Source organism: Sphingomonas sp. 22R3R2A-7 (assembly GCF_036856055.1).
Taxonomy (GTDB): domain Bacteria; phylum Pseudomonadota; class Alphaproteobacteria; order Sphingomonadales; family Sphingomonadaceae; genus Sphingomonas.
Genome location: NZ_JASPFR010000001.1, coordinates 1,988,410 through 2,006,394, shown reverse-complemented (window position 1 = coordinate 2,006,394; position 17,985 = coordinate 1,988,410). Strand labels below are relative to the sequence as shown.

The 17,985-nt window shown below is 68.2% G+C and carries 17 protein-coding genes and 1 pseudogene; 16 read left to right on the top strand and 2 right to left on the bottom strand.

The features are described 5' to 3' along the window. Positions 1–166 precede the first annotated feature (166 nt). Positions 167–568 (top strand): acyl-CoA thioesterase, encoded by a 402-nt coding sequence (locus QP165_RS09510; protein ID WP_056019034.1) that lies wholly within the window; start codon positions 167–169, stop codon positions 566–568. 269 nt (positions 569–837) lie between these two features. Here the strand turns inward: QP165_RS09510 and QP165_RS09505 are convergent, their stop codons facing one another. Continuing rightward, positions 838–2,277 carry a helix-turn-helix domain-containing protein gene (locus QP165_RS09505; protein ID WP_333995398.1) on the bottom strand — a complete coding sequence of 480 codons (1,440 nt, stop codon included), beginning with the start codon at positions 2,275–2,277 and terminating at the stop codon, positions 838–840. Between the two features lie 55 nt (positions 2,278–2,332). Here QP165_RS09505 and QP165_RS09500 point away from each other — a divergent pair, with 55 nt between their 5' ends. From QP165_RS09500 to QP165_RS09450, 11 genes and pseudogenes are all read left to right on the top strand, one after another. Continuing rightward, a complete protein-coding gene (locus QP165_RS09500; RefSeq protein ID WP_333995396.1) occupies positions 2,333–3,859 on the top strand; it encodes an acyl-CoA carboxylase subunit beta in 1,527 nt (508 codons plus the stop codon). Between the two features lie 59 nt (positions 3,860–3,918). Next, a complete protein-coding gene (locus QP165_RS09495; RefSeq protein ID WP_333995394.1) occupies positions 3,919–4,227 on the top strand; it encodes a hypothetical protein in 309 nt (102 codons plus the stop codon). Positions 4,228–4,287: 60 nt separating this feature from the next. Continuing rightward, a complete protein-coding gene (locus QP165_RS09490) occupies positions 4,288–4,431 on the top strand; it encodes a hypothetical protein (protein ID WP_333995391.1) in 144 nt (47 codons plus the stop codon). Between the two features lie 12 nt (positions 4,432–4,443). Beyond that, on the top strand, positions 4,444–4,947 hold the full coding sequence (locus tag QP165_RS09485; protein ID WP_333995389.1) for a hypothetical protein: 504 nt from the start codon (positions 4,444–4,446) through the stop codon (positions 4,945–4,947). Then, a complete protein-coding gene (locus QP165_RS09480) occupies positions 4,881–5,531 on the top strand; it encodes a TlpA family protein disulfide reductase (protein WP_333995388.1) in 651 nt (216 codons plus the stop codon). Before QP165_RS09485 ends, QP165_RS09480 begins: the two co-directional genes overlap by 67 nt. Positions 5,532–5,559: 28 nt before the next feature. Next, positions 5,560–5,990 (top strand): annotated as a pseudogene (gene mce, locus QP165_RS09475) (methylmalonyl-CoA epimerase). Beyond that, on the top strand, positions 5,990–6,706 hold the full coding sequence (locus QP165_RS09470; RefSeq protein ID WP_333995386.1) for an enoyl-CoA hydratase-related protein: 717 nt from the start codon (positions 5,990–5,992) through the stop codon (positions 6,704–6,706). Before mce ends, QP165_RS09470 begins: the two are co-directional and overlap by 1 nt. Before the next feature lie 122 nt (positions 6,707–6,828). Next, positions 6,829–8,973, top strand: coding sequence for a methylmalonyl-CoA mutase (scpA, locus tag QP165_RS09465; RefSeq protein ID WP_333995385.1), 2,145 nt, complete (start codon positions 6,829–6,831; stop codon positions 8,971–8,973). Positions 8,974–9,053: 80 nt separating this feature from the next. Further along, complete coding sequence (gene bioB, locus QP165_RS09460) at positions 9,054–10,097, top strand: biotin synthase BioB (protein WP_333996990.1); 1,044 nt, start codon at positions 9,054–9,056, stop codon at positions 10,095–10,097. Then, positions 10,088–10,447, top strand: a complete 360-nt coding sequence (locus tag QP165_RS09455) for a lysozyme inhibitor LprI family protein (protein ID WP_333995384.1) — start codon at positions 10,088–10,090, stop codon at positions 10,445–10,447. The genes bioB and QP165_RS09455 overlap by 10 nt, the downstream gene beginning before the upstream one ends. A 55-nt stretch (positions 10,448–10,502) precedes the next feature. Then, positions 10,503–12,602 (top strand): acetyl/propionyl/methylcrotonyl-CoA carboxylase subunit alpha, encoded by a 2,100-nt coding sequence (locus QP165_RS09450; RefSeq protein ID WP_333995383.1) that lies wholly within the window; start codon positions 10,503–10,505, stop codon positions 12,600–12,602. Between the two features lie 161 nt (positions 12,603–12,763). Here QP165_RS09450 and QP165_RS09445 read toward each other — a convergent pair whose 3' ends face one another. Then, positions 12,764–13,150: a hypothetical protein gene (locus QP165_RS09445; protein ID WP_333995381.1), complete on the bottom strand. Its 387-nt coding sequence runs from the start codon at positions 13,148–13,150 to the stop codon at positions 12,764–12,766. On the opposite strand from QP165_RS09445, the gene QP165_RS09440 reads away from it, so the two are divergent. From QP165_RS09440 to QP165_RS09430, 4 genes are all read left to right on the top strand, one after another. After that, complete coding sequence (locus QP165_RS09440; RefSeq protein WP_443019363.1) at positions 13,044–14,645, top strand: DUF3772 domain-containing protein; 1,602 nt, start codon at positions 13,044–13,046, stop codon at positions 14,643–14,645. The two genes, QP165_RS09445 and QP165_RS09440, sit on opposite strands and share 107 nt — an antisense overlap. After that, a complete protein-coding gene (locus tag QP165_RS20015) occupies positions 14,539–15,153 on the top strand; it encodes a mechanosensitive ion channel family protein (RefSeq protein ID WP_443019362.1) in 615 nt (204 codons plus the stop codon). The genes QP165_RS09440 and QP165_RS20015 overlap by 107 nt, the downstream gene beginning before the upstream one ends. Positions 15,154–15,206: 53 nt before the next feature. Beyond that, positions 15,207–15,632, top strand: coding sequence for a hypothetical protein (locus QP165_RS09435; RefSeq protein WP_333995378.1), 426 nt, complete (start codon positions 15,207–15,209; stop codon positions 15,630–15,632). Between the two features lie 156 nt (positions 15,633–15,788). Further along, positions 15,789–17,876, top strand: a complete 2,088-nt coding sequence (locus QP165_RS09430; protein WP_333995376.1) for a TonB-dependent receptor — start codon at positions 15,789–15,791, stop codon at positions 17,874–17,876. Positions 17,877–17,985 lie beyond the last annotated feature (109 nt).

The following is a 17,985-nucleotide window of genomic DNA, read 5'->3' as shown; positions in this document are numbered from 1 at the left end:
GATGGGTTCGGTGTTGGCCAAGACATGGTGTTGCATTTGGGCAACACAAGAGGCGGGCGCTGTCGCAATGCTAGGCGCGGCGCGCGGTGGCTGGAATAGCGTTTATTGTCGGTATCGAAGCCGGCGCGTCATCGCTATGTTCAGCTTCGCGTGCTATATGTCCTGCGTGTCAACAGCCATTCCCCACACCTACGCCATCGGCATCGAGCCGGCCGACATCGACTTCATGGGTCACGTCAACAACGCGAACTATCTGAAGTGGGTACAGGCGGCGGTGATCGATCACTGGCAGCGGCTTGCGCCTGCGGATGCGGTGGCGGGGCATCTGTGGGTCGCGCTCAAACACGAGATCACGTACCGCAAGCCCGCGTTCCTCGACGACGACGTCATCGCGACGGTGCTGCTCGAAAAGGTGCAGGGCGCGCGCGCGTTCTACGAGACGATCATCAAGCGCGGCGAGGATGTGCTCGCCGAGGTGAAGTCGAGCTGGTGCTGTCTCGATGCGGAGACGCTGCGGCCGTCGCGACTGGCGAGTAATGTGGTGGAGCGGTTCTTTCCGAAGGACTGAGGCTTCTCGCCAAGCCTCGTCATTCCCGCGGAGGCGGGAAGCCAGACTGGCTGGCCTTTGTGGGCGTCAGTGCCGTTCGCCGGTCTGGATCCCCGCCTTCGCGGGGATGACGGTTTTCGGGCGAGCGTTCTGACAGGACGGCTGCCTCCCCGGGGAGGCCGGGGCCAATTGGGGAGGTCGTGGTAACGGCGCGCTGCCCCTCGTTATTTCCGTCCCCCAATTGGGCCCCGGCCTTCGCCGGGGGGGCGTTTGGGGCGGCCGGGGGCCGCTCACATCACTTCGTATGGGACCGCGCCGCGGCGGTTGGGGTCGACGCGGATTTCGCTCGCCGCCGGCGGAAACGCGCGCTGGTCGCAGTCGGGGCGCAGGCAGATGCGGCAGGACGAGCCGATCGGGGTCGCGATGCCGCCGGTGCCGAGCGCGTCGGCGTAGATGAATTCGGAGGCGTTCGCCTCCTCGCAGCCCAGCGCCACCGCATAGCGGCGGGCGGGGCGCGTGTAGGTCTCGGACGGTTTCACCAGCCCCTTCGCCATCGAGACGTAGCGGATGCCGTCGGTCGTCTCGATCAGCTGCGTGAGGATGCGGTCGGGGATCGCCACCGCCTCGTGGACGATCCACAACGGACAGGCGCCGCCGAAGCGCGCGAACTGGAGGCGGGTGGCGGAGTGACGCTTGGTGATGTTGCCCGCCATGTCGACGCGGCAGAAGAAGAACGGGATGCCGAGCGCTCCGGGGCGCTGCAAGGTCGAGAGCCGGTGGCAGGTCTGTTCGAAGCTGGTGCCGAAGATCCGCCGCAGCCGGTCGATATCGTGGCGCACGCTGCGCGCCTCGCTACGGAAGCGCGTATAGGGCATGACGATCGCGCCCGCGGCGTAGTTGGTGAGTCCTGCGGTCAGCAGCGCGCGCGCGGTCTCCGACGCCATGTCGGAGGCGGCGACGATATCGGCGATCAGGTCGGCGAACTCGCTGCGCGCGACCTGATGCGCGAGCGAGAAAAGCGTGGTCTCGCCCGGTTGCGATCCGTCGAGCCGCAACGTCGCGCCGTCATAGTCGCGTAACGGCGCGGCGAGTGCGCCCGAGATTGTCACCGAGACGCCGCGTGCGGCGAGCCGTGCCTCGAGGGCTGCGATCCGGTCGCTGCCGAGCGTCTCGCCGATTTCCTCCGCGCGGCGGTCGAGCGTGTCGACATAATTGCCCGCGGCGTGAAACCAGTCGCGGACATCCTCCCAGGGGAGCAGTCCGGGTGCGCCCGAGCCGGCGACGAGACGGTCGTCGAGCGCGCGCAACTGTTCCTGCGCGCGGCGATAGGCGTCGTGCATCGCGACGAGGCGTTGCGCGAGCAAAGGCTGGTGCTTGACCGCGCGGCGGATCGCGCTTTCGTCGAGCGTCGGTGCGGCGACGCTGGTGTCGGTGACGGCCTCCAATGTCGCGACGAGCAACGCGGTGTCGTCGGCGGCGTCGATGCTGCCCCAGTCGGCGGGGAATTCGCGCGCCAATGTGACGAGCACCGCCTCGCTGACCGGGCGGTCGCCATTCTCGATCTGCGAGAGATAGCTGACCGAGATGCCGATCCGGACCGCCATCGCCGCCTGGCTGATCCCGAGCGTCCCGCGAAGGTCGCGCAGCCGGTGTCCGACGAAGAGGCGGCGGGGGGTGTGGTCATACCCCGAACCTAGTTTGCAAACATGGTCGCTACAAGTTTGCAACATTGCATTTGCGCGAAGCGTCCCGCTCTGTGAAGGCCATCAGCAGGACGGAGAGACGATGTCATCGACGATCGAAGAGCTTGAACGACGCCGCGAAGCCGCAAGAGTGGGCGGGGGTATCAAGCGGATCGCAGCGCAGCACGCCAAGGGGAAGCTCACCGCAAGGGAGCGCCTTGACGTGCTGCTGGACGAGGGATCGTTCGAGGAGCTCGATATGTATGTCGAGCATAACTGCGTCGATTTCGGCATGCAGGATCAGGTGATCCCCGGCGACGGCGTGGTCACGGGCTCTGGCACGATCAACGGCCGACTGGTCTTCGTCTTCAGCCAGGATTTCACGGTATTCGGCGGGTCGCTCAGCGAGCGTCATGCGCAGAAGATCTGCAAGGTGATGGACAGCGCGATGAAGGTCGGCGCGCCGATCATCGGGCTGAACGACAGCGGCGGCGCGCGCATCCAGGAGGGGGTCGCCTCGCTCGGCGGCTATGCCGAGGTGTTCCAGCGCAATGCGCTCGCGAGCGGCGTCGTGCCGCAGCTTTCGCTGATCATGGGGCCGTGCGCGGGCGGCGCGGTCTACAGCCCTGCGATGACCGACTTCATCTTCATGGTGAAGGATTCGAGCTACATGTTCGTGACCGGCCCCGACGTGGTGAAGACGGTGACGAACGAGGTCGTGACGCAGGAGGCGCTCGGCGGCGCGGTGACTCACACGACCAAGACGTCGGTCGCGGACAACGCGTTCGAGAACGACATCGAGGCACTGCTCGCGGCGCGCGACTTCTTCGACTTCCTCCCCAGATCGAACCGTGCGGGCGTGCCCGAGCGGCCGACCGCGGATGACTGGGACCGGATCGAGAACAGCCTCGACACGCTGGTGCCGGCCTCGGCGAACCAGCCTTACGACATGCACGAGCTGATCCGGAAGGTCGTCGACGAGGGCGATTTCTTCGAGACGCAGCCGGCGCATGCGGCCAACATCATCACCGGGTTCGGCCGGATCGAGGGGCGCACCGTCGGTTTCGTCGCGAACCAGCCGATGGTGCTGGCGGGCGTGCTCGACATCAACAGCTCGAAGAAGGCGGCGCGGTTCGTGCGCTTCTGCGACGCGTTCGAGATCCCGATCGTGACGTTCGTCGACGTCCCCGGCTTCCTGCCCGGCACCGCGCAGGAGCATAACGGCATCATCAAGCACGGCGCGAAGCTGCTGTTCGCCTATGCCGAGGCGACCGTGCCCAAGATCACCGTCATCACGCGCAAGGCGTACGGCGGCGCGTACGACGTGATGGCGTCGAAGCATCTGCGCGGCGACCTCAACTATGCGTGGCCGACCGCGGAGATCGCGGTGATGGGCGCGAAGGGCGCGGTCGAGATCATCTTCCGCGGCAAGACGCCCGAGGAGATCGCGGCGCGCACCGCGGAGTATGAGGCGCGCTTTGCCAATCCGTTCGTGGCGGCGTCCAAGGGGTTCATCGACGAGGTGATCCAGCCGCATTCGACGCGGCGGCGGATCGCGCTGGGCCTGCGCAAGCTGCGCGGCAAGCGACTCGAGAATCCGTGGAAGAAGCATGACAACATCCCGCTCTGAAGGGGCGGCTTGTTGGGGCATGCCAAGCACATTATCATGTCATGCGAAGGAGTCGTGACATGCAGACCGAACGCGTGACGTTTCTGACCACGCCCGATCACAAAGCGGCACTCGACGCGTTTGCGGCGAGCAACGGCATGTCGGTCGGGCATGTCGTTCGCGAGGCGACCTCGCGTTATGTCGTGGAGGGCGACATGACCGAGGACGATCGGTTCAAGCTGTTGATCCACGAACTCGACGAGGCGCTCCCGGCGATGCACGCCGCGCTCGACGCGGCGATCGAGGGGCAGCAGCGTCTGCGCGCCGATATCGACGCCAGGCTGCGCGAGGCCGGGTTGTCCGACGCGGAGCATACCGCATGGGCATGATCGGCGACGCGATGCGGACGATCGAGATCCGTCATCCTGCTCCGCAGCAAGGTCGAGCGGTTGAACGAGGAACTCGCCGCGACCAACGGGCAGGTGCGACGGGTGGTCGACTCGGTCATCCAGATCAACGGACGCCTGATCCGTCTGGAAACGTTCGAGGAAATGCGGTCCGGGATACGGCCGACCCCGAGGATCGAGCAATGATCGCGCTTCTGCTTGCGCAGGCTGCGGTCGCGACGGGCACGGGGGGCAACGCCCGCGTGGAAGCTCGCCGACCGGACCAATCCGGCGGGGGTGCGCAGCATCTCCGCGTCGGTCACGGGCAATGACGGGCTGTCGCGGTTCGTCGTGAAGTGCGACGTCGGCACCGAGCCGATCGTGTCGATCCAGTTCATCCAGCCGCAGTCGCTCGGGCAGGGCGCGGATAAGCCCGTCGCGGTGCGCTTCGATGGCGGGCCGGCGTTTACCTATAACTGGCAGTTTCCGGGGACGGGGACGTATATCATCGATCCCGAGGCGATCACGCGGCTGACGACGTTCCTCGTCAAATCGAAGACGTTGCGCGTCGAGACGACCAACGGCGCGGGCTTTGCGGTGCAGGCCAATTTCGCCGCGCCGGCGAGCGATGCGATGGTCCGCCAGGTGCTCGGCGTGTGCGGCTATACGCTTGGCGTCGTGCCACCGCCGCCGCCTGCCCCGCCCGCGGCGGAGGGCGAATAGTGAAACGCCGTCACATCGATACCGACGCGCCCGGTGCGCCGCGCCGTCGATGGTGGCGAGCGCTCGGCTGTGTCGTGATAGCGCTTCTGGTCGTCTTGGTCGGCAGAATTCTGGTCGTACGATCATTTGATGACGGTCCGCCGCCGCCCGCGCTTGCCGTGATCGGAAAATTGCCGATCACGCTTCCCGATGGCCGAAAGGCGCTGCTCCGCGATCTCGTGCATACGGGCGCCCCGACGGTCATTACGCTTTGGGCAAGCTGGTGCGGACCTTGTCGGAGCGAAGCGCCGAAAATCGCTGACCTTCGCCGTCGGTTCGGCCGCAGCGATCTTAATCTGATCTATCTCAATGTCCGCGATCCGGGTGCGTCGCGAGAGGATCTCGCGCGCTATATGGTCGAATACGGCATGGCGCCGGATGCTTATGCCGTGCTGCCGGACAGCCAGATCCGATCACTGACCAAGGCGGCCGACATGCTCATCCCCCGTACATTGGTGTTCGATCGGTCAGGCGCTCCGCTCGCGACGATAACCGGCTACAACCCGCTCGCTCTGGCACGCGTCGCCGGATTGGTCGGCCGATGATGCTACCGACCGTGGATTGGACCCCTTCATGACTCTTGCCACGCCTCTGGGCCGCCTCAACCATGTCGGGGTCGCGACGCCGTCGATCGCGAAGTCGGTCGAGACGTACCGGGTGCTGCTCGGTGCGACCGCGATCGGGGAGCCGTTCGACCTGCCCGCGCAGGGCGTAAAGGTGTGCTTCATCGATGCGCCCAACACGCAGATCGAGCTGATCGAACCCTATGACGACAGCTCGCCGATCGCGGGGTTTTTGCGCAAGAACCCGGCGGGGGGCAGCATCATGTGTGTTTCGAGGTGCCCGACATCCAGGCGGCGGTCGCGGATCTGAAGGCGAAGGGCGCGACGGTGCTCGGCGAACCGCGGATCGGCGCGCATGGCACGCCGATCGTGTTCGTCCACCCGAAGGACTTTGGCGGGATGCTCGTCGAACTCATGGAAACACCGAAAGGGGGGCACTGATGGCCGAGCATATCCTGAGCGAGCGGCGTGGCGACGTGCTGGTGCTGACGCTCAACCGCCCCGACCGGCTGAATGCGGCGCCGCCGGCGATGTTCGAGGAGATCGCCGCGGCGGTCGCCTCGCTCGACGGTGCGCGGGCGGTGCTGATCGCAGGCGCGGGGCGCGCGTTCTGTTCGGGGGCGGATGTCGGTAGCGGGGCGCTGGGGTCGGATGATCCGGGTGCGGCGACCTACACGGCGCTGACGGGGAGCTATAACCCGGCGATGGCGGCGATCGCCGATCTGGGCGTGCCGGTGGTGAGCGCGGTGCGCGGGCCGGCGGCGGGGATCGGGTGCAGCCTCGCGCTCGCCGCGGACTTCTGCGTTGCGAGCGAGAGCGCGTATTTCCTCCAGGCGTTCGTCGCGCCGACCGAGATGATGATGCTGGGCGAGCGCGTGCCCGCGGCGAAGGCGCTCGACTGGGGGATGGTGCACAAGGTCGTCGCGGACGACGCGCTCGACGCGGAGGCGTTCGCGCTGGCGGAGCGGCTGGCGGCGATGCCGACGGTGGCATTGGGGCTGATGCGGCGTGCGATCACGGCTGCGTATGCGAGCGACTATGCGGGCGCGATGGAGGCCGAGGCGGTCAACCAGCGGGCGGCGCGCGGGTCGGCGGATTCGATGGAGGGCGGGATCGCGTTCCTGACGAAGCGCAAGCCGGTGTTCACGGGGACGTGACCACGCGCGCTTCTCGTTCCCCGGCGGAGGCCGGGGCCCAGGCTCGATGCGCAGCATCGAACGCGCTGCCGCGCGCGATTTATTTTAGGGCTGGGCCCCGGCCTTCGCCGGGGAACTAGAGTATGACTGACAAACCGAACCCGACGCTTGCCGAGTGGGAGGCTGCTGCCGCGAAAGAGGTGAAGGGCGCCGACCTCACCTGGGCGACGCCCGAGGGGATCGACGTCAAGCCGCTCTATACCGCGGAGGACGTGACTGCGGATCCGGGGTTGCCCGGGTTCGCGCCGTTCACGCGTGGGGTGCGGGCGTCGATGTATGCGGGGCGGCCGTGGACGATCCGGCAATATGCGGGGTTCTCGACCGCGGAGGCGTCGAACGCGTTCTACAGGCGTAATCTTGCCGCGGGGCAGAAGGGGCTCTCGGTCGCGTTCGATCTGGCGACGCATCGTGGCTATGACAGCGACCATCCGCGCGTGACGGGCGATGTCGGCAAGGCGGGCGTCGCGATCGACAGCGTCGAGGACATGAAGATCCTGTTCGACGGCATCCCGCTCGACAAGATGTCGGTCAGCATGACGATGAACGGCGCGGTGATCCCGATCCTCGCCTTCTTCATCGTCGCGGGCGAGGAGCAGGGCGTGCCGCGGCACCTGCTCGACGGGACCATCCAGAACGACATCCTCAAGGAGTTCATGGTCCGCAACACCTACATCTACCCGCCCGAGCCGAGCATGCGGATCATCTCGGACATCTTCGGCTACACCAGCCGCGAGATGCCCAAGTTCAACAGCATCTCGATCAGCGGCTATCACATGCAGGAGGCGGGGGCGACGCAGCTCCACGAGCTCGCCTTCACGATCGCCGACGGCATGGAATATGTGAAATACGGCGTCGCGTCCGGGCTCGACATCGACAAGTTCGCCGGCCGGCTGTCGTTCTTCTTCGCGATCGGCATGAACTTCTTCATGGAGATCGCCAAGCTGCGCGCCGCGCGCGTGCTGTGGCACCGTGCGATGACGCAGCTGGGCGCGCAGGACGAGCGGTCGAAGATGCTGCGCACGCACTGCCAGACGAGCGGAGTCTCGCTGACCGAGCAGGACCCGTACAACAACGTCATGCGCACGACGATCGAGGCGATGGCGGCGATGCTGGGGGGCACGCAGTCGCTCCACACCAACGCGCTCGACGAGGCGATCGCGCTGCCGACCGACTTCTCCGCCCGGATCGCGCGCAACACGCAGATCGTGCTGCAGGAAGAGACGGGGATGACCAAGGTCGTCGATCCGCTCGGCGGCAGCTATTATATCGAGAGCCTGACGCAGAGCCTCGTCGATGGCGCATGGACGCTGATCGAGCGGATCCAGGCCGAGGGCGGGATGGCGAAGGCCGTCGCGGCAGGCTGGCCCAAGGCGATGATCGAGGAGGCCGCCGCGGGACGCCAGGCGCGCGTCGATCGCGGCGAGGACGTGATCGTCGGGGTGAACAAGTACAAGCTCGCCGAACAGGACGCGATCGAGATCCTCGACGTCGACAATGTCGCGGTGCGCGCCGGCCAGGTCGAGCGGATCGCGCGCGTGAAGGCGACGCGCGACGAGGAGGCGTGCCGGGCGGCGCTGGATGCCCTGCGCGACGGGGCGAAGGGGTCCGAGAACCTGCTCGCACTCGCGGTCGAGTGCGCGCGGGCGCGGGCGACCTTGGGCGAGATCTCGTCGGCGATGGAGGATGTGTTCGGGCGCTATGGCACGCAGCCGACGCCGGTGTCGGGCGTCTATGGCGGCGCGTATGAGGACGATGCGCGCTGGACGCGGCTGACCGACGGGGTCGAAGCGACCGAGCGGCGGCTGGGACGCAAGCCCCGGATGCTGGTCGCCAAGATGGGGCAGGACGGGCATGACCGCGGCGCCAATCTCGTCTCGTCGATGTTCGGCGATCTGGGGTTCGAGATCGTGCCGGGCGCGCTGTTCCAGACCCCGGCGGAGGTCGCCGCGCTGGCGCTCGCCAAGGACGTCGACGTGGTCGGCGCGTCGAGCCTCGCGGCGGGGCACAAGACGCTGATCCCCGAGCTGATCGGCCACCTGCGCGAGGCGGGACGCGCGGATATCAAGGTGATCGCGGGTGGCGTTATTCCCGCACAGGACTATCAGGCGCTGCGTGATGCCGGGGTCCAGGCGATCTTCGGACCCGGCACCAACCTGATCCAGGCCGCCGAGGACGTGTTGAAGCTCCTCGGCCATAATATGGGCCCGCAAGAGGAAGCCGCAGAATGACCGATACGATGATCCGCACGAGCCCCTCCGCTTCAGGGGACGGGTTGGGGTGGGGTTCCGCCGCGAACGCTGCGTCGGATATGCGGACCGGCCCCACCCCCAGCCCCTCCCCTGAAGGGGAGGGGGGCACGGTGCGTATGGACTGGACGCGGGCGGAGATCGCGGCGTTGTTCGACCTGCCGTTCGACGAACTCATGTACCGGGCGCAGACCGTGCACCGCGCGCATCATGCGGTGAGCGAGGTGCAGCTTTGCACGCTCCTGTCGATCAAGACCGGCGGCTGCCCCGAGGATTGCGGCTATTGTTCGCAGTCGGCGAGCGCGGATACGCAGCTGAAGGCGGAAAAGCTGATGGACGTCGATGCCGTGCTCGCCGACGCGGCGCATGCCAAGGCGGCGGGTTCGCAGCGGTTCTGCATGGGCGCGGCGTGGCGCAACCCGAAGGCGCGCGACATGCCGAAGGTCGTGGCGATGGTCGAGGGCGTGCGCGCGATGGGGCTGGAGACGTGCATGACGCTCGGGATGCTCGATGCGGAGCAGGCGCGGCAGCTCGCCGATGCGGGGCTCGATTACTACAACCACAATATCGACACCTCGCCGGAGAATTACGGCAACGTCATCACCACGCGGACCTTCGAGGACCGGCTGGAGACGCTGGCCAACGTGCGCGATGCGGGGATTTCGGTGTGCTGCGGCGGGATCGTCGGGATGGGCGAGACGCGCGGCGACCGCGTCGGCTTCGTCCATGCGCTCGCCACGCTGCCGCGGCATCCCGAGAGCGTGCCGGTGAACGCGCTGGTGCCGGTCAAGGGGACGGTGCTCGGCAACATGCTCGCCGACACGCCGCTCGCCAAGATCGACGACATCGAATTCGTGCGGACCGTCGCGGTGGCGCGGATCACGATGCCGCTGAGCATGGTGCGGCTGTCGGCGGGACGCGAGAGCATGTCCGAGGCGACGCAGGCCTTGTGCTTCATGGCGGGGGCGAATTCGATCTTCACCGGCGACACGCTGCTGACGACGGGCAATGCGGGCGACAGCGCGGATGCGGCGTTGCTGGCGAAGCTGGGGATGACGCCGATGACGGGTGCCGAACCGATGCGCGAGGCCAAGACATGCTGCTGATCGCACTTTTGATGGCCGCCGCGCCGATGCAGTCGCAGGCGCAGATGACCCGGTCCGCGGGCGGCAGCTATGCGCAGGCGGACGCGGCGATGACCGCGCAGTGGAAGCGGACCTATGCCTATATGAAGCAACGCGACGGGCAGGACGGGTCGCGCGGCGGCGGGTTCGGCTATGCCGCGGCGTTGCTCGAGAGCCAGCGCGCGTGGCTCAAGTTCCGCGACACGCAGTGCGTGATCGAGGGCGGGCAATATGCCGGCGGATCGGCGCAGGGGATGACGGTCGCCGGCTGTCGCACCGACCTGACCAAGGCACGGACCGCGCAGCTCAAATCGATGATCTGGTACCAGTAAATACACGTCCGCACCCGGCGCCAAGCCGGGGAGACGGCACAGTTTAGGGCGAGAGATGTTCAAGAAAATCCTGGTCGCCAATCGCGGCGAGATCGCATGCCGGGTGATGCGCACCGCCAAGGCGATGGGGATCAAGACCGTCGCGGTCTATTCCGACGCCGATGTGCGCAGCCCGCACGTGCTGATGGCGGACGAGAGCGTAAGGCTGGGGCCCGCGCCCGCGGCGGAGAGCTATCTCAAGGCCGAGCTGATCCTGCTGGCGGCCAAGGAGACGGGCGCGGACTGTATCCATCCGGGCTATGGCTTCCTGTCCGAGCGCGAGAGCTTTGCGCGGGCGTGCGCCGAGGCGGGGATCGCGTTCGTCGGGCCGCCGCCCGCTGCGATCGCGGCGATGGGCGACAAGATCGAATCGAAGAAGCTCGCCAAGGCGGCGGGCGTCAACGTCGTGCCGGGCTATCTGGGCGAGATCGCGGACACCGACGAGGCGGTGCGGATCGCGGGCGACATCGGCTATCCAGTGATGATGAAGGCGTCGGCGGGCGGCGGCGGCAAGGGCATGCGGCTGGCTTATGGCGAGCAGGACGTCCGCGAGGGGTTCGAGGCGACCAAGCGCGAGGGGCTGGCGTCGTTCGGCGACGACCGCGTGTTCATCGAGAAGTTCATCGAGAGCCCGCGGCATATCGAGATCCAGCTGATCGGCGACCAGCATGGCAACATCGTCTATCTCAACGAGCGTGAATGCTCGATCCAGCGGCGGCACCAGAAGGTCGTCGAGGAGGCCCCGTCGCCGTTCGTGACGCCCAAGATGCGCAAGGCGATGGGCGAGCAGGCGGTCGCGCTGGCGCGGGCTGTCGGCTATTATTCGGCCGGGACGGTCGAGCTGATCGTGTCGGGCGCGGATACGAGCGGCGAGGGATTCTACTTCCTCGAGATGAACACGCGGTTGCAGGTCGAGCATCCGGTGACCGAGGAGATCACCGGGCTTGATCTGGTAGAGCTGATGATCCGCGTCGCGGCGGGCGAGCCGCTCGGGTTCGCGCAGGACGACGTGAAGCTCAACGGCTGGTCGATCGAGAACCGGGTCTATGCGGAGGACCCGTATCGCGGGTTCCTGCCGAGCATCGGGCGGCTGGTGCGGTATAATCCGCCCGAGACGTCCCCCATGACTTCGACGTCACGCCAGCGAACGCTGGGGTCTTCCGGTGGGGACACGCGCGGCTCGAACGGGGAGACCCCAGCGTTCGCTGGGGTGACGGACCGTCTGGATGCCTCCGCCGAACCCCGCGTGCGCGTCGACGACGGCGTGCGCGAGGGGGGCGAGGTCAGCATGTTCTATGACCCGATGATCGCCAAGCTGATCACCTGGGCGCCGACGCGCGAGGGGGCGGTCGCGGCGCAGATCGCGGCGCTCGACGCGTTCGAGCTCGAGGGGCCGGGCAACAACATCGATTTCCTGTCGGCGATCATGCAGCATCCGCGCTTCCAGTCGGGGGCGCTGACGACCGGGTTCATCGCCGAGGAATATCCCGACGGCTTCCACGGCGCGCCCGCGGATGCCGACCTGCTCAGGACGCTTGCCGCCGTCGCCGCGTTCGCCGCCACCGCGGAGGCCGATCGCGCGCGGCGGGTCGACGGGCAGCTCGGCAAGCGGCTTCGTCCGCCCGCCGACTGGGTGGTGACGATCGACACGGTCGACCATGCGGTCTCGGTGTCGACCGACGGGATCGCGGTCGATGGCGAGGAGCTCGATATGTCGCTCGAATACACCCCGGGCGACCGGATGGTGGTGGTCGAGGGCGACGAGCATCTCACGATCCGCATCGCCAGGGCGCGCGCGGGGTTCAAGCTGACGACGCGCGGCGCGAGCCATGTCGCGCGCGTGCTGCCCGCGCGGGTCGCGCCCTATGCCGCGCACATGATCGAGAAGGTCGCGCCCGATCTGTCGAAATTCCTGATCTGCCCGATGCCGGGTCTGCTCGTGCGGCTCGACGTCGCGGCGGGGGACAGGGTCGAGGCGGGGCAGGCGCTCGCGGTGGTCGAGGCGATGAAGATGGAGAATATCCTGCGCGCGGAGAAGACGGGCGTGGTGAAGGCGGTGGCGGCCAAGACGGGCGACAGCCTCGCGGTGGATCAGGTGATCCTCGAGCTGGAATAGGGGGAGACGCGGCTTGTGTCCCCGCGGAGGCGGGGACCCAGACTGGGCTCCCGCCTTCGCGGGAGAACAGGGGCGCGGTGGGTAAGGGCGGGGCGCCATCGCGGCTGCCCCTCCCGTTTTTGACCGCGAGGCTGTAGAGCCGGACGGATGAGCGTTTTTCGTTATCTTGCCGCGGTGCTGCTTCTCGTGTCCGCGCTGCCTGCGACGGCGCAGGACGAGCCCAAGGTCGCGACCGTCGCGGCGGGGCTGACGCGCGCGTCGGCGGAACTCCAGGCGATCGACGATGCGGCGGTGGATGCGCGCGACGACGCGGCGCGGCAGGCGCTGCGCGTGCGCGCGCAGGCGGTGCAGGCGACCGCCGCCGACGCGGTCCGCGTGCTGACGCCCGAGATGGCGCTGGTCCAGGCGCGCGTGACCGAGCTCGGCGCGACGACGCCCGGGGTGGTCGAGGCACCCGAGATCCGCCAGCAGCGCCGCCTGCTCGCGCAGAGCCAGTCGGCGCTCGATTCGGCGATCAAGCGCGCACGGCTGATCGGGGTCGAGGCCAAGCAGCAGATCGACGATATCGGTGCGGCGGAGGCGGAGGAACTCGGCCAGCAGCTCTCCGAGAAATCGCCGTCGCCGCTGTCGCCGACGCTGTGGACCGCGATCGTCGATCACCTGCCGCGCGACACCGCCAGGCTCAACCGGTTCGCCGCCGGGGGCGCGGCAGTTCGTCCAGCGGTTCGACAGCCGCGCCGCGACGATCGCGCTCGCCGGGCTGCTCGCCGCGCTGGTGCTGCTCTGGCCGGTACGCGGCGCGCTGCACCGGATGGGGCGCGGCTATGCGACCAACCATGCGCCGGGCGGGCGGATAAGGCGGTCGGCCTATGCGCTGTGGCTGGTGGTGATCGGGACGCTGTTGCCGGGGTTCGCGGCGCTCGCGTTGGTGACGTCGCTGCGCTGGTCGGCGCTGTTGTCGACGCCGTGGAACACGCTGGCGTCGAGCTTCGTCGGGCTGTCGTTCTTCACCGCATTCCTGTCGTCGCTCGGCGGCGCACTGTTGCTGCGCGCGCAGCCGACGTGGCGGCTGCTGCCGATCGGCGATACCGCCGCGCAGCGCCTCAGGCCCTATACCTGGGCGGCGGCGGCGCTGATCTTTGCCGGGCAGCTGCTGATCGCGGGCAACGTGCTGATCGGCGCGAGCGCGGCGGCGTCGACCGCGGCGAACGCGCTGATCGCGGTGCTGCACCTCGGGCTGATCGCGAGCGTGCTGATGGCGCTCGGCCGGCTGCGCGCGGCGGCGTTGCCCGACCCCGAAAAGCCCGCGCGCAACAGCGTGCTCGCGATCGTCGCGCTGCTGGTGTGGATCGCGGTCGTCGTCGCGCTGGTCGCGACGCTGATCGGTTATGTCAATTTTGGGCTGAAGATCGGCCAGTGGATGCTGTGGGGCGCGATCGTCGGCGCGACGCTGTATTTGTTGATGACGTTCACCGACGACGCGTCGCGCGCGGCGCTGTCGAGTACCAACCGGATCGGGCGGACCGCGAACAGCGGCTTCGGCGTCGGCAACCGGACGGTCGACCAGATCGGCGTGCTGGTGTCGGCGGCGCTGCGGCTGGTGCTGATCATGCTGGCGATCGGCGCGGTGATGGCGCCGTTCGGCGCGGGCGTGACCTCGGTCTTCGAGCTGTTCGGGACGGTCGCGGGCGGCGTCACGATCGGCGAGGTGACGATTTCGCCGGGGGCGGTGCTGCGGTCGTTCGCGGTGCTGTTCGTCGCGCTGGCGATCATGCGCGGGCTGCAGCACTGGCTGGTCAACAGCTATCTGCCGACGACCGCGATGGATGCGGGCGCGCAGAATTCGGTGACGATGGTCGCGCGTTATGCGGGGATCATCGCCGCGGTGCTGTGGGCGCTCGCTGCGCTGGGCATCGGGATGGAGAAGCTCGCGGTCGTGCTCGGCGCGCTGTCGGTCGGGATCGGCTTCGGGTTGCAGGCGATCACGCAGAACTTCGTTTCGGGTCTGATCCTGCTCGCCGAGCGGCCGGTCAAGATCGGTGACTGGGTGCGGATTGGCAACCAGGAGGGCGATGTGAAGCGGATCAACGTGCGCTCGACCGAGATCCAGGTCGCGGACCGGTCGACGCTAATCGTCCCCAATTCGGAGCTGATCACCAAGACGATCCAGAACATGACGCTCGCCGCGCCGATCGGCCGGATCCAGCTGCAATTCTCCGTCCCGCTCGAAAGCGACATCGACGCGGTGCGGACGATGCTGTTCGCGGCGTTTGCGGAAAAGCCCGAGGTGCTCGACGATCCCGAGGTCAAGGTGTTCATCGATCTCGATCGATGCGGGCCGCGTCAAGCTCAACTGCTTTGCCTATGTCGCGAGCCCGCGCGACACCTATCCGGTGCGCAGCGACCTGCTGTTCACGCTGTTGCGCCAGTTCCGCGAGGCGGGGATCGACCTCGGCACGACGACGACGAAGATGGAGCTGATCGCGGCGCCGCCGGTGTCCGTCGTGCCGTCGGTCGCGCCGTGAGGGCGCGTGCCGCGCGTCGGGCATAATCCTGCGACAATTGGCCGCTAGCCGGGGCGCTCGACGAACGGGGTGCCAGTATATGCGTAAATTCGGTCTGATGCTGGTGGCGAGCCTGCCCTCGATCGCGGCGGCACAACAGGCGCCGGTGCCCGCACCGGCTGCGACTGGGGCTGCGGCGCAGACGGGCGCCGAGGCGGGGGAGGCCGAAGAGGCGGGCGAGGCGGACGAGATCGTCATCACCGGATCGCGCAAGCTGCCGGGGTCGGTGGTCGGCGACATCCCGCCCGACCAGACGCTGGGGCAGGCGGAGATCCGGTCGTACGGCGTCAGCTCGATCTCCGACCTGCTGACTGAGCTCAGCCCGCAGACGACGAGCGGGCGCGGCAGCGGGGGGCGCCGGTGGTGCTGCTCAACGGGCGGCGCATCTCGAGCTTTTCCGAGATCCGCGACATCCCGACCGAGGCGATCCAGCGCGTCGAGATCCTGCCTGAGGAGGTCGCGCTGAAATACGGCTATCGCGCGGATCAGAAGGTGGTGAACTTCGTGCTGCGCCGCCGCTTCCGTGCGGTGACCGCGGAGGCGATCGGCCGGATGCCGACCGAGGGGCAGCAGCACGCCGGAGGCCAAGCTCGACCTGCTGACGATCGCGCGCGACCGGCGCGTGAACCTGCACGCCGAATACAGCTCGACCTCGGCGCTGACCGAGGCGGAGCGCGATATCGTCCCCGTCACGGGGAACAGCGGGGGCACGAGCGGGGCGGTCGGCGGGGGCGCGGCGGTCGGTGCGGGCGGGGCGGTCGTCGACCCGACGCCGTTCCGGACGCTGCTGGGGTCGAGCAACACCTTTACCGCGAACAGCGTCTATGCGCGCAACATCTTCGGCAATGTCGGCGCGACGATCAACGGACGCGTCGAATCGACCGACACGCGCAGCCTGAACGGCTTGCCGATCGCCGCGCTGACGCTGGCGGACGGGAGCAGCGTCAACCGCGCGCTCGACGATGACGGGTTCCTGCCGCTCGCGCAGCGCGTGTCGTCGATCGCGGCGCATCTGGGGACCACGCTGAACGGCGACGTCGGCACGTGGCGCTGGACGCTGACGGGGAATTACGATCGCAGCGACACGCAGACCTTCACCGACACCGGCGTCGATGCGACCGCGTTCAACGCGCGGCTCGCGGCGGGCGATCCGGGCGCGCAGCCGTTCGGACCGCTGACGCCGGGCGACATCGGCGCGGCGGCGGGCAACCGCGCCTATGCCTCGCAGAACAGCGGCGGGGTCGACGCGGTGGTCAATGGCAGCCTGTTCGCGCTGCCCGCAGGCGCGGTCTCGACGACGATCAAGCTGGGCGCGGAGACCGCCGGGTTCGAGAGCCGCTCGTATCGCGCGGGCTTGACGCAGCGCGGCGAGGTGTCGCGCGATACGGTCAACGGGCAGGTCAATCTCGATCTGCCGATCGCGAGCCGGTCGAAGGACGTGCTGCCGTTCCTTGGCACGCTGTCGGCCAATCTCAACCTGGCGAAGGATCACCTGTCGGACTTCGGGACCCTGACGACGCTCGGCTATGGCGCGAACTGGTCGCCGATCCCCGCGCTGCGCGTGATCGCATCGGTGACCGACACCGACCAGGCGCCGAGCGCGCAACAGCTCGGCAACCCGTCGATCACGACGCCCAACGTGCGCGTATTCGACTATGTGCAGGGGACGACCGCGACGGTCACGACGATCAGCGGCGGCAATCCGGGGCTGATCGCGGACAATAACCGCGTGAAGAAGCTCGGGCTGACGCTCAAGCCGTGGAGCGAGCGCGACGTGACGCTGACCGCGAACTATGTCGACAGCCGCACCGACGATCCGATCGCGGCGTTTCCGACCGCGACCGCGGCGATCGAGGCGGCGTTCCCCGACCGGTTCACGCGCGATGGATCGGGCGCGTTGCTCCGGATCGACCGGCGGCCGATCAACTTCGCGCGCAGCGAGCGGTCCGAACTGCGCTGGGGGATCAATTTTTCCGCGCCGCTGAAGTCGAAGGTCCAGCGCGAGCTCGAGGCGTTTCGCGCGGGGACCGGCCCCAATCCGTTCGAGGGGATGCAGCCGCCGGGTGGGCGGCGTCGCGGCGAGGGCGGCGATGCCCCCGGCGCGCGCGGTGCGAATGCGTCGCGTGAGGGCGGCGGTCCTGGCGGTGGCGGTCCCGGTGGTGGCGGCGGCCGCGGGGGCGGGGGCTTCGGTCGCGGCGGCGGGGGTCGCGGCGGACAGGCAGGCGGGCGCGTCCAGTTCGCGCTCTACCATACCTGGCACTTCACCGACCGCGTGCTGGTGCAGGAGGGCGGGCCGCGGCTCGACCTGCTCAACGGCGATGCGATCGGCAATACTGGCGGGCAGGCGCGGCATGAGTTCGAGGCGCAGGCGGGGTATAGCAACAACGGCATCGGCGTGCGGCTGTCGGGACGCTATGCGACGGGGACGACGGTCGATGGCGGGACCGCGGCGGCGCCCGAGACGCTCAATTTCGGCGGGCTCGCGACCGCGGATGCACGGCTGTTCGTCGATCTGGGGCAGCGGCTCGAATGGGTGAAGGCGCGGCCGTGGCTGCGCGGGATGCGCGTCAGCCTGGCGGTCGCGAACCTGTTCAACACGCGTCAGGAGGTGACCGACGCGACGGGGGTGGTGCCGAACACCTATCAGCCGGGGTATCTCGATCCGCTCGGGCGGACGGTGCGGTTGAGCGTGCGCAAGCTGTTCTTCTGAGGCCGTCGTCCGTGACGTCGTCCTGACGAAAGTCGGGATTTCAGATGACGGAGCTTTGTCCTGCCTGGCTCTGGATCCTGACTTTCGTCAGGATGACGGGAGGAGGGGG